The organism is Aliicoccus persicus (genome assembly GCF_900110815.1).
Classification (GTDB): Bacteria; Bacillota; Bacilli; order Staphylococcales; family Salinicoccaceae; genus Aliicoccus; species Aliicoccus persicus.
Window position 1 is genome coordinate 612560 of sequence record NZ_FOIT01000001.1, and the last position, 13607, is coordinate 626166.

A 13607-nucleotide genomic window follows, 5' to 3' on the forward strand; every position below is an offset into this window, starting at 1 on the left:
ATAAAAGTGTATTAAAAATTGTTAATACGTCTTCTGAATGACATTAAGATTAAAGCGAGACCTGCCATAAGGGTCATAGAAATCAGAGTCCAGTTAAACGGATTATTTAAACCTGTTTGTGGTAACTCTTCTTCAGATGGGTCTTCTCCATCATCTGGAGTGTCGCCACCTCCATCGTCGCCACCTGTTTCAGGATCTTCCGGTATAAATGTATTCGTAATATCGAATCCATTCACTTCAGTTGTGTATCCTTCAACTGCATCTTCAGTTACTGTGTACACGACTTCTACACCGTTACTGAATTTAGCTAAGTTTGTAAATGCATATGACCACTCGTCTGCTTCACTTACTGCTACGCTATCTACAATTTCACCGTCAGCAAGTAGGTTTACAGTGATTGACTCTGGACGAACTTCATCCGCGTTATCATCATCTACCCATGTCTTCACACCGGATACATCAATCACTTCTGGTGTGTAACTGTTCGTGATGTCATAACCCTCAACTGTAGTTGTGTATCCTTCAACTGCGTCTTCAGTTACTGTGTAATCTATTTCTACACTGTCACTGAATTTAGCTAAGTTTGTAAATGCATATGACCATTCGTCTTCTGCAGTTACTGAAACATTATCTACAATTTCACCATCTGCAAGTAGGTTCACTGTAATTGATTCTGGACGGATACCATCTTGGTTGTTACCATCGTTCCAACTCTTCACACCTGTCACTTCTACAGTTTCTGGTGTGTAACTGTTCGTGATGTCATAACCATCAATAGTCGTCTCGTAACCTTCTACTGCTTCTTCAGATACAGTGTAATCAATTTCAACACCGTCATTGAATCTTGGTAAGTCAGCAAATGTGTACGACCATTCGTCTGTCTCAGTTACTTCAAGAGTATCAATCACTTCCCCATTTTCATGAAGATTAACTGTAATTGTTTCTGGGCGAATGCCATCTTGGTTATTTGCATCTTCCCAAGTCTTTGTACCTTCAATATTAATTAACTCTGGGTCATGATGGTTTGTAATATTATAACCATCATAAATTGCTTCATAACCTTCAATAGCTTCTTCTTCAACTGTATAGTCTATTTCTTGACCAACTTCTCCAACTGCAAATCGTGGAACATCTGTAAATTCAAATGTCCAATCATCTGTAGCTGTAACTTCTACCGAATCAACCTCTACACCATCAGCTAATAAATTAACTGTGATACTTTCTGGACGTATACCATCTTGGTTATTTGCATCTTGCCAAGTTTTTGTACCTGAAATGTTGATTAATTCTGGATTATAACTATTCGTTAGAATGATATTTCCATGGTTTCCATCATCTAAGGCAACTGTATACTCTTCTGGGACATTTAATTCTTTAACGGAGTACGTAATTGGTTCTCCTGCTGAATTCAAATCTAATCCCGTCCAAGTGTACGTCCAATCCATATCCGCAGTAAGTTCTACTGGATCGCCTAATTCATTTCCATCGGCTAATAGTTGAACTTCAATGCTTTCTGGACGTATACCATCTTGGTTGTTCGCATCATTCCAAGCCTTTGTTACTGTGACACTTGTTTCTTCTGGTGTGTAACTATTTGTAATTTCGTAACTGTCATTATTGACATCTACAGAATAATGTTCAATCGTATCTTCAGTTACTGTATAGGAAATCTCTTCTCCAGCCTCATTAACTGGTAAATCTGAGAATGTAAACTCCCAATTATTTTCAGCCGTAACTAATATTGACTCTACTAATTCGCCATTCGCTAGTAAATTAACAGTAATTGATTCTGGACGAACACCATCTTGGTTATCTGCGTCATCCCAAGTTTTAGCTCCATTTAAATTAATTCGTTCAACTTCATGCGTATTAATTAATGTGAAGTCATAAAGATCTTCATCACTTGGAATAACTTCTACAGAATAAAGATCTTCATCTAAACTTACTTCCTGAACTGTATAATCGATTTGAATTCCTTCATCACGGTACTTAGGTAGATTAATGAACGAGCCTTCCCAATTCCCATCTTCGTCTGCAACAATAGCAATAACTTTTCCAGTTGCTTCACCATCCGCAATAAGCTCGACTTCTATCTGGTCAGGTCGGAATCCTGCTAAGTTATCTTCATCATTCCACTCTTTAGTGATTGAAACTTCAGCCAATTCAGGATCATAACTGTTAATAATGTTGTTCCCATCGTAATCAACCTCGTAACCTTCTGGAATTTCCGCTTCTACAACTGTATATTCAATTTCTTGACCAACTTCACCTGGTTGATAAACTGGCAAGTCTGTGAATGTATAGCTCCAGTTATCGTCTGCTGTTACATCTTGGCTGTCAATTTCTTCACCATTAGCTAACAAGCTAACTGTAATTTCATCCGGGCGAACACCGTCTTGGTTATCAGCATCTTCCCAAATTTTCTCTCCTGAAACGTCCGTTACTTCTGGTGTATAGCTATTTGTAATAATTACATTACCTAAGTTTTCATTATTGATGTCCACGTCATAATCTTCGTGAACATTCAATTCTTCGATGGTGTAGGTAATCTCTTCACCAGCTGCATTGACAGCCAGTTCCGTCCAAATATGATTCCAGTCGTTTTCTTCACTTAATGTAACTGGGTCACCATGTTCAGCACCATTTGCGAAAAGTTGAACGTCAACAGACTCTGAACGTTTTCCATCTTGATTATTGGCATCATCCCAAGTTTTTGTAACGGTTACGCTACGCTCCTCTGGTGTGTAGCTATTAATTATATCGTGACCATCAACGGCTGGTGTATAATCTTCAACAGTATCTTCTGTCACTGTATAAGTGATTTCTTCACCAGCTTCATATTTAGGCAGGCCTGTGAATTCATAACTCCAATTACCTTCTTCATCTGCGGTTACAACTTGGTCATCCACTTCCGCACCATTTGCTAATAAGTTAACGGTAACTTTTTCTGGTCGGACACCATCTTGGTTATCAGCGTCGTCCCATATTTTTTCTCCTGAAATTTCAGTTAGTTCAGGTTCGCGACTATTTGTAACTACAAAGCCACCTTCTTCATTATCTGATACTTCACTCGTATAGCCATTTTCAACATCAAGTTCTGCGATGGAATACTCTATTGGTTCTCCATCTGCATCAAGTACTGGTAGACCAGTAAATGCACCTTGCCAATTATTATCTGCATTCAAGATTAAATTGTCAAAATCTGTTTCTTTTTTATTAGCTAAGAGTTCGACTTCAATAGATTCTGGACGGATGCCATCTTGATCATTCTCATCTTCCCATACTTTCAGAACTGGAATGCCGATCGTTGCATCACTGATGTTGTTGAATTCTTCTTTGAATACAATTTTGTCGGGACCATATGCTTCGTCCACTTCAATTATGAGCTCTTCTTCAGATTTTAGATATCCCTCTGGTGCTTCAATTTCTTTTAAGATGTAAGTGCCTAAGAATAAATTACCTACTTCTAAAATACCATTTTCAGTAGTAAATTCACCCATTAATACATTCTCATCATTTACAACTCGATATAATTCAAAGGTTGCTTCTGAATCAGTAATAACTTCACCAGTGATTGAATCAACTTTTGAAATTTCAATCGCTCCAAAGTTAGGTTTATAGTCTCCACCTACCCATGAGAATTGTTTTGCCGTTAAGCGGTCTGTTTCTTTTGATTTGTTTTCAATACCATCACCATTAAGTTCTACTTTGTTATTCACTTGTTGTCCGTTTTCTGCTATAACCTCTGTTGTGTAGTTTAATGTTAGAGCTTCTATTACATTATTTTCAAAAACGATTTCTAAATCTGTTTCACCATTCTCATTTGGTGAAACTTCTAGTGTATAGTCTTCATCTTCTATTAATTCAGAACCACTGCCTGAAGTAATTTCTAAACTTCCATCAACATATGAAAGACCTGCACTAATCGTGTCATTAATCACTGCATTCTTGATTATTGATAGACTTTCGTTAACAGTAACTTTCCATTCAAGCTCTGCCCCTATAAAGATTTCAGTACCTTCTTGTCCAAGTGCTTGTTTATCTAGATAGTCATCCCATCTATCATAATCAACTGTTCCAGAGTAAGGATATTCCTTATTGTCAACTTTAAGCCACGCTTCGTTCTTGTAACTCTCTTGCGAGATATCTGGGACTGTAGTCGTAAATTCAACCACATATCTCTCATCTACAACAAAATCATCAGCAAACGTTAGTGTAAACTTGTTACCATCAACAGTAACTGTATAATTAGTTATTGCTTCATCTGTGATTGTAGTCTCTCCATCAGCACTTACTTCATAGATAGAGACCTTAATACTATCTTCATCAATCGTTCCTTCATAAGCAAGAGTATCTGTAATCTCAACGTCTGTTCCAAGATTTTGTTTTTGATAGTTTGTATATAGTTGCCAAGCGATTTTTCGCTCAGAACCATTTTCCCAACCAGCTACTAAATTTCCATCAGAATCTTCATGTACGAGTTGACCTTCTTTTTTACCACTATTCCAAGAGTCTTCTCTTACACGAGTAGATGCATCGTCTTCTTCATCAATATCATGGCCATTTACTGTTTTCCCTGTGAAATCAGCATGGTTTGTATAAAGCGTAGGGTCTCCTATATGATCATCCGCTGTATTGCCTTCTACCTCTAATTGCGGATCATATGAAGTTTTGAAGTCTACAGTTAATTGCTCATTTAACGGCGAATCCTCATCTATATTAATGAGAATAATGGTAAAGCCTTTATTATAGCCTTTATTATAACCTGTATCTTCACCTGCTGTATTTGGTTCTAAGATATAATCTGTGCCTTTTGTAAGTTCTGTGTCGCCAACTTTTACAACAACTGAATCAGGTAGTAAAATCATTCCATTATTAGGGAATGTATCTTTTATTTCGAGCTCTGTAATGGCCTCTCTTCGTGGGTCTACAGTGATCGTCCAATCCATTGTTTTTTCATTGTAATCAATCCCTTTAAAATCTTTCTTGAAGGAATTCCCTGGTGGATTAACAGTTGCATCATCCTTAGGCGTATCTTCCCCAATACCGTCTCCATCTAAAGAAGCTTCGTTTTTAAAATCATCTACTTTAAAATCTTCAACTTCTGTTTCGTAAGTAATTTGTAATGTTTCAGTACCAATATCGCCTAGTTCAATTTTAACTTCTGTTCTTCCATCATCGAGTACAGTAATTGAAATATTTTCGGCTATAACCTCTTCGCCAGCTTCATTTTTAATGACAATATCGCTCTCTTGGATATCTAATCCCGCTGGAAGAATATCTGTTATGACTGCGTTAGAAATTGGATGTTTTGCTTTGTTTACATCGAGTGTCCATGAAAGAACTTTATTGTCATAATTGTAATCTCCGGGACTTCCTGATTTAGATAATAGGCTTTCTCTCCAGAAATTAACTTCTGCATCATCTTCCCCGATTGGATTGTCTCCATCTGTTAATTCTGTTTCATTAACGAATTTATTATTTTGAATATATTCCCCATCATTCACTTTTGCCCAATCAATATCTGTACTGAAATAAATTCGATAGACTTCGTCAGCACTGACTTCTCCTAATTCAATTGGGAAACCTGCTGCATCTATATCTTCTACTTCTTGCCAATTTTTTGTAATTTTAATCGAACCATCTACTAGCGTTAATTCTTCTGGTAATTTATCATGAACAATGGCATTGTCAATTGCCATACCATTTTCATTTACAACAATTGTCCAGTCTATTTGTCCTGTATTCCAATTATAATTTCCACTCTTTTGAATCGGATTACTTCTTTCGCCCGTATAGACAGTAGTGTTTGTTTCTAATTCGCCACCATCATAAGTAAAAGTCGCATCATTCGTAAATTGATTAATAGTATAATCTTCAATAGTGGTTGTATATTCAACTCTATAGCCACCTCTTGCTGGCACATTGTCAAATGTCATTTCAAATTCATTGCCATTTACTGCCGGCTCATTAAATGAAACTTCTTCACCAACAACTTTATTTCCTTCAAAATCAAAAGTAAGTTCTTTCACTATAAAGTCTCTAGGTTCTCCAACACCTTCTGGAAGAACGTCTTTTAAAAGTCCGTTTACTAGAGCTTCTCCGCTACCATTCGTGATATCCACTGACCACGTAATTTCTTTTGCGTTTTTATCACTATCTGGATGACCTTCTTTATCCAAGCTAGTTTCAACTTCGCCAGGTTTTACAACGACGGTTAAATCTTTCTCACCGTCCCCATCGAAATCAATCTCTTGTTCCCATTCTTCTAAGAATTTCTCATTATCAAACTCTACATTAAAACCTACAAATCCATTGTGTACAGCAGCCTCTTCAATTTTTTCATTGAAGACAAAGTGAAGTTCGCCATTGCTAATTGTATACTTCCCAACAACCGTACCATCAGATATCTTTATATCTTGAGCAGGCGTATTATCTGGCCATTCTTTAAACACATTAGGTAATTGTAAAGTAGCTGTGTCTCCTGCTTTTACTTCTAAATCTTTTGTACCCCATTTATATTGCAATTGATAGGGTTGATTAAATTCAATTTCTGCATTATCTTCAATATCTTGACCATTTAATTGGAAGTAGTCAAATGTAAAGATATTTCCTAGTTCCGCCATCGGTTCCATATTAAACGTCGTCATCGATACTTCTGGTGCATTCGTCTTCGTAACAACGGTGTCATCAGCAAACGTAAACACCGCTTCTGAATAGACTGACTCTTCAACATTCTCAGTCGAAGTCAATACCAGCGATTCAGCCAAATCATAACCATCTACTTAGATAGTCTCATCTGGTGTTACACTGATCGTCGCAACTGACGTTTCTTCATTAAACGTCCAACCTTCATTTAATTCTAAATCAAACGATAATGACTCCGGTACAGATACATTAACCGTTACATCTTCAACAGCTAACTCACCTGAACCATTTCCAACACCATTATCATCAAACGAAAAGCGATGTGATAATATTATTTCTGTTTCTTCTTCATCTTCTGTGTACGTCACGTCAGTTGAATACAACGCATCACGTGTTACATAGTTATAATTAACAACTTCCGTTGTAGCAACAATAACACCATTCTCATCTACAACTTCTGCTTTAACCGGGATTACTGTGCCATCAGACAACGTATTATCTAACGTTTTAAACACAAACTCAAAGTTTTCATTATAATCTTCAACTAAATCTTGCGCTGCGACTTCAACAACTAGGTTATCCGTCGAGTCGAAATGTGTATTTGCATCTACGGTTTGGTTCGGAAAGTAATTTGCAACATGTTCATAAGTGTCTATATGCGAACGTGGGAGTGTGACGCGGATAAGAGCTTGGTCTAACGCTGCTTCACTGTTCGTAACATTGAAATTGAAACTTGATTCTGAACCAGTTCTAATATTTGATGTGGTATTTGAATTTGTTGTTATTGCAGTAACTGGTGTATTTTCAACTTCTTCTGCAGTTTTACCTTCTTCAATTTCTTTTGTTTCATCTTGTGTTGATTCTTCTTCTGTTGATTCATCAGTGACTTCCTCTGTATCTTGAGGTGACTCTGTTTCCGGTGATTCTTCAAATTCCGTTTGAACACTTTCTTCAGTGTTTACATTTTCTTCACTTGTCGTATCACTCGGTACTTCTTCTGGTTGATCTTCTGATACAGGGGGCTCTTCTGCTGATTCCTCAACGTTTAACTCTAAATCACCATTGTCATTAACGTCTCCTGAGCCATTATCATTCGCAAATGCTTGTTGTGCGAAGAGAATAGGTTCAAGAAAAATGTTCATGATGATCAGAAAGGCGAAAAACAGACTGGTAGCTTTTCTCATCTAAGTATCATTCCTTTTCTAAGTGTAAATTTTCACAAAATATTTCCGCATCAAAGACATTATACCCATTCACTCATATCAATGCAATCTTATTCTCACATTATTCGTGAGTTTTTCACATTTTTTTAGAAAGTATTTTTATAAATATAATAATACTCTATTAGTGTATTATTATAATTTTTAGCATAAAAAAAGAATACACCTCTAAGATGTATTCTTATAAATTAACAATTTTTGAATTCTGGTTTTCTAGATTTCTTTCGCAATCTTCTCAGCAAGTTCAACAACGCGTGTTGAGTAGCCCCACTCGTTGTCATACCAAGAAAGGACTTTTACTTTAGTGCCGTCCATAACAATTGTCGTTTTACCATCGATGATTGAGCTTCTTGGATCTGTGATGTAGTCAGATGATACTAAAGGTTCGAATGATACGCCTAAGATATCTTTCATGTCCCCTTCTGATTGTTTAACGAATGCATCGTTCACTTCATCAACCGTTACTTCACGCTCAAGGTCAACAACTAAGTCGACAAGTGATACGTTAGATACTGGTACTCGAAGTGCCATACCATGTAATTTACCATCAAGTTCCGGTAATACTAGGCTGAGTGCTTTTGCTGCACCAGTTGATGTTGGAATAATATTTTCCGCACTTGAACGTGCACGTCTTAAGTCTTTATGTGGGTTATCAATGTTATTTTGGTCATTCGTGTATGCATGAACTGTCGTCATTAAACCATTTTTAATACCGAATTCATCGTTTAATACTTTTGCAACGGGTGCTAAGCAGTTCGTCGTACATGATGCATTTGAAATCACGTCGAACTTATCTAGGTCTAACGTATCATCGTTGACACCAAGTACAATTGTTTGCACGTCATCACCTTTACCAGGTGCTGTTAATAATACTTTTTTAGCACCTGCAGTAATGTGTGCCTTCGCTTTTTTACCTTCATTGAATGCGCCTGTTGCTTCTAATACGATTTCTACACCAAGTTCTTCCCATGGTAATTGCTCAGGGTTACGCTCTGATGTAATCAAGATCTCATGGCCATCGACAACTAGTTTGTCACCTTTAGGTTCAACTTTTTTGCCAAACTTTCCATGTGTCGTATCGTAGTTTAATAAGTGTGCGAGGGTTTCTGCGCTGTAGCTTGCATTCACTGCAACAAGCTCTAATTCCTTAGATTCAACAACAATACGAAACACCATGCGCCCAATTCTTCCTAAACCATTAATTGCAACTTTTTTCATTCTTGAATTCCCTCACTTAAAGTCATTATTTTTAGTTATTATATCATATTTACTGGTTAAATTAGGTTATTTTCTAGTTTTGAGATGAATTGATCGACTTGTTTAAACAGTTCTTCCTTTGTCCCGTTGTTGTCAAACACGACATCGCTCATTTTTTTCTTTTCTTCGAGACTCATTTGACTGTTAATTCTACTTTTCGCTTCATCTTCTGTAAATCCATTTCGATTCATTAAGCGCTCAATCTGTGCTTCATAACTCACATAAACGGTGATAACGAGATCGCAAGCTTTGTCACGCTTATTTTCAAAGAGTAATGGGATATCTAGGAATACATGGTTATCTTTGATATATCTATCTTGGTCTTCTTGCATCAATCGCTTCACTTCTGGATGTGTAAATTGATTGAGTTTTTGAAGTTCAGAAGAATCATTAAAAACAATGTGACCGAGTGCTTTTCGATTAATTGTTTTGTCACTGTTTAGTATTTTTTTCCCAAAATAATCAATGATATTGTGATAAGCATTTTGTCCAGGCTCAAGGATTTTCTTTGCGTATTGATCGGCATCTAGAACGATGTATCCTTTTTCTTTTAAATAGTTACTTGTCGTCGATTTTCCACTCGCTATTCCACCGGTCAATCCGATAATTTTACCCATGTGTCACCTCTGGCACTCTGTGCAATAAAATGTATTTCGTGTATTGATTACTTTCGTATGAACGTTTTTACCACAAGTCGGACAAATCTTCTTTTGATAAATGACGAATCGGTCTTGCATCGTTCCGGATCCTCCGCTAGTATTTCTGTAGTCTGAAATTGTGGAACCACCACGTACGATTGCTTCGTCTAATATTTTGACCATTTCTGCGTGAAGGTCTGATAGTCTGGATTTCGAAATCCTCCCGGCCTTTCTCGTCGGTCGTATGCCACTTTTAAACAATGCTTCATTCGCATAGATGTTTCCGACACCTGGAATCACACGTGCATCCATAATCGCTTGCTTAATTGTCATACCTGAGAATCTTTTATCTGTTATTTTTTGAATGAATGCATCTTTACTATGCGCTTCAAAATACTCAGGTGCCATTTCAACGAATGGTTTAAACTCAGATATTTTCGGAACAATTCTGAGCTCTCCAAAACGGCGTATGTCTGCGTACACTAAGTACTGATTGGTTGAGAGTTTGAATGTGACATGTGTATGCGTTCGATAATTCTCTTCAGCTATTTGGTCTGGTGAATCGACGATGAAGTAGCCACCACTCATGCCTAAATGAGACACGAGGTTAAAGTATTGATTTTGTTTTTGTAATGAAAAATTCAAATACTTCCCACGTCTCACAACGGTCAAAATCTTACTGTCTGTCACTTGCTCAGTAAATGATTTCAAATCATTTTTTACAATGGTGCGCTTGTTTTCCTTATGACCCGTGATGACCTTCTCCGAAAGTTTGATATGCTCGATCACTGCATTCTCGATATGCAGTTTTAACTCACGCTTTACGATTTCCACTTCTGGTAGTTCTGGCATTATGTCACCTACTTCACTTCATACCAGTTGTTACCCTGGCCATAATCTACTTTTAGATCAACATCTAAATCTACTGTATGCTCCATAATGTGTTTGATATGCGGGATAAAATCCTCAACATCCTTTTTGTTTACTTCGAAGATCAGCTCATCGTGAATTTGTAACAACAGTGTTGCATCGAACTTCTTTGAGTCTGGATGTTCTACATAGTCCACCATTGCTTTTTTAATGATGTCCGCGGCACTCCCTTGAATCGGTGAGTTCAGCGCGGTACGTTCAGCAAAACTACGTTGGTTAAAGTTCTTACTATGAATATCCGTAATATATCTTCTGCGCTTCATTATCGTCGATACATAGCCATCTCTTCTGGCATCTTGCACGATTGATTTCATAAACGCATCGACTTTCGGAAACGATTCTAAATAGTTATCTATAAACAGGCGTGCTTCTTTTCTTGTAATATGCAAGTCTTGGCTCAGTCCATAATCACTAATACCATAAACAATACCGAAGTTAACTGCTTTCGCATTTCTTCTCATCTCACTGTCAACATCTTCACGCTCAACGTTAAATACTTCCATCGCTGTTTTCGTATGAATATCGACATCTGTATTAAATGCCTCTTGCATCGATTCGTCCCCTGTAATATGCGCAAGGACACGCAGTTCAATCTGTGAATAGTCCAGTGCAACGAGTACCTGATCACTTGTACTTGGTACAAAAGCACGGCGAATTTTACGTCCTTCATCTGTTCTAATCGGAATGTTTTGTAAATTCGGTTCGAGTGATGAGAGTCGTCCGGTTTTTGCTAATGTTTGATTGAATCGCGTATGGATTTTACCTTCATCTGATACTTCATTCTGTAAGCCGATTACATACGTCGATTGTAATTTTGATAACGTTCTATATTCAAGTAAGTATTTGATAATATCGTGCTTTCCATTTAATGCATCGAGTACTTCAACCGATGTAGAATATCCAGTCTTTGTGCGTTTAATTACAGGCAGTTCTAATTTTTCAAACAGAATAACGCCTAACTGTTTCGTTGAGTTGATGTTAAAAGTCTCGCCTGCAAGGTCATGTATTTTAGATTCAATCGCATCGAGACGTTCTCTAATTTCTGTTTCCATCTGTTTTAATTGGTCGAGTTCAACATGAACGCCTCTAAGTTCCATCTTAGCGAGTATCTTTGTGAGTGGAATTTCTAGGTCATATAGAAGTTCATGCATATCATATTCATCAATTTTTGCATTCAGTTTCTCACGGACATGGTGAATTGCAAGTACTTTATCCTGTAAAAACGGAATATATTCTTCAGGTGTCGGTGTTTTTTTGTTACGTCCCTTGCCATAGAAAAACTCATCGTTGTTAATGTTCACACCGAACTGCTCAGCAACTTCAGCGACACCAACGATTGTAATCGACGGTTCAATTAAAAATGCTGCGAGCATCATATCTTCAGTAAAGTCTGTAAAGTCGATGTTTAAGTGATTGAGCAAGCAAATATTTCGTTTAATATCATATGTGTAAATCGCGTCTCTAGAAGTTAGAAATGCTTTGAGTTCATCAATATTAATATCATCCACTGATTTTACAATTGTGTGTTTACCATCCGTTGCAACAACAAACGTCGGTGTTGCTCTTAAATAGTTTTCACCTTCAGCTTCAATGTAAAATGAGATGTTTTTCCCCAACTGGCTGAAATCATCGACCAGCTCTGTCGTAAATTCAATCTTCTCTTCGACTTCCTTAGATTCAACATCTTGGAGTAGAGAATTGAATTCAAACTCTCTAAATATCTCATGCTTCTCATCGGTATTTTCATTGAAGGCCAAATCTTCAATTGAAAAGTCCATCGGCACTTCCGTGTAAATTGTCGCCAAGCGCTTAGATAATATCGCATCTTCTTGGAAATTCGTTAAATTCTCGTTTAACTTTTTACCGCTTATTTCTGGTAAGTTTGACAACACATCTTCAACGGAGCCGTATTGCTTCAGAAGTCTAAGTGCAGTCTTTTCACCGACACCCGGCACACCCGGAATATTATCCGACTTGTCCCCCATTAACCCCTTTAAATCGATGATTTGATTCGGCGTGATTTCCATACTCTCACGGATAAAGTCCGGCGTAATCTTATCGACTTCAGAAATCCCCTTTTTAGTGAAATATATTGTGGTATTGTCACTTGCGAGTTGCGTTAAGTCTTTATCCCCAGTGACGATAATCGTTTCAACGTTTTCTTGATCCGCTTGTTTTGAGAGCGTACCGATGATATCGTCCGCCTCATATTCTTCAGCCTCGTAACGCTTAATGCCATAAGCATCGATGAGACGTCTGATTGGTGCGAATTGCTCACCAAGTTCTGGTGGCGTCTTCTGTCTACCACCTTTATAGTCTTTGTATTCCTTATGTCTGAATGTGGACTTACCCGCATCAAATGCAACTAACATATGCGTTGGCTTTTCGTCTTGGATGATGCGTTCTAGAAGTCTTGCATAGCCAAATAATGCATTGGTATGTAGACCACTTTTGTTGCTGAGTAACGGCAGACCGTAAAATGCACGGAATGCGATACTGTTACCGTCTATCAAAATAAGTTTTTTCATATGATAACCCTACTTTGTTTTATTTATTAACTTAAATTATACTCGTTTTTGCGTAATGATTAAATGATTTCGGGGTAATATGGTGATTGGGTACAATCGGTTTTTGAGAGTCGTGGATTAAACTGCTACAATCACAATGGTTTCGTGTTGGTTCTAGCGACTTTCAGGAATCGTGTATATAACAAGAGTCAGCGAGAATTTTTTGTTGGCAGTAACTCGCCAACAACTGACAGTGAGCAGTTTGCTCGTTGACGGTTGTTTCTGATTAGTGTTCAACTTTCACACGTGAGTTCATTTAAATGAACACTTGATGCGATTAGTGTTCAACTTTCACACGTTAGTTCATTGAAATGAACACTTGATGCAATTAATGTTCAACTTTCACA

At 37.4% G+C, this 13607-nt stretch carries 6 protein-coding genes; all 6 read right to left on the reverse strand.

The window, feature by feature from the left end; translation table 11 throughout:
• Positions 1 to 11 precede the first annotated feature (11 nt).
• Positions 12 to 6770, reverse strand: a complete 6759-nt coding sequence (locus tag BMW30_RS03000) for a Cna B-type domain-containing protein (RefSeq protein ID WP_091473760.1) — start codon at positions 6768 to 6770, stop codon at positions 12 to 14.
• 15 nt (positions 6771 to 6785) lie between these two features.
• A complete protein-coding gene (locus tag BMW30_RS03005) occupies positions 6786 to 7790 on the reverse strand; it encodes a hypothetical protein (RefSeq protein ID WP_180366189.1) in 1005 nt (334 codons plus the stop codon).
• A gap of 291 nt (positions 7791 to 8081) precedes the next feature.
• Positions 8082 to 9086: a glyceraldehyde-3-phosphate dehydrogenase gene (locus BMW30_RS03010; protein WP_091473762.1), complete on the reverse strand. Its 1005-nt coding sequence runs from the start codon at positions 9084 to 9086 to the stop codon at positions 8082 to 8084.
• 56 nt (positions 9087 to 9142) lie between these two features.
• Positions 9143 to 9742, reverse strand: coding sequence for a dephospho-CoA kinase (gene coaE, locus BMW30_RS03015; RefSeq protein ID WP_091473763.1), 600 nt, complete (start codon positions 9740 to 9742; stop codon positions 9143 to 9145).
• Positions 9743 to 9745: 3 nt separating this feature from the next.
• Positions 9746 to 10615, reverse strand: coding sequence for a bifunctional DNA-formamidopyrimidine glycosylase/DNA-(apurinic or apyrimidinic site) lyase (gene mutM / locus BMW30_RS03020; RefSeq protein WP_091473764.1), 870 nt, complete (start codon positions 10613 to 10615; stop codon positions 9746 to 9748).
• 8 nt (positions 10616 to 10623) lie between these two features.
• Complete coding sequence (gene polA / locus BMW30_RS03025) at positions 10624 to 13221, reverse strand: DNA polymerase I (protein WP_091473766.1); 2598 nt, start codon at positions 13219 to 13221, stop codon at positions 10624 to 10626.
• Positions 13222 to 13607 lie beyond the last annotated feature (386 nt).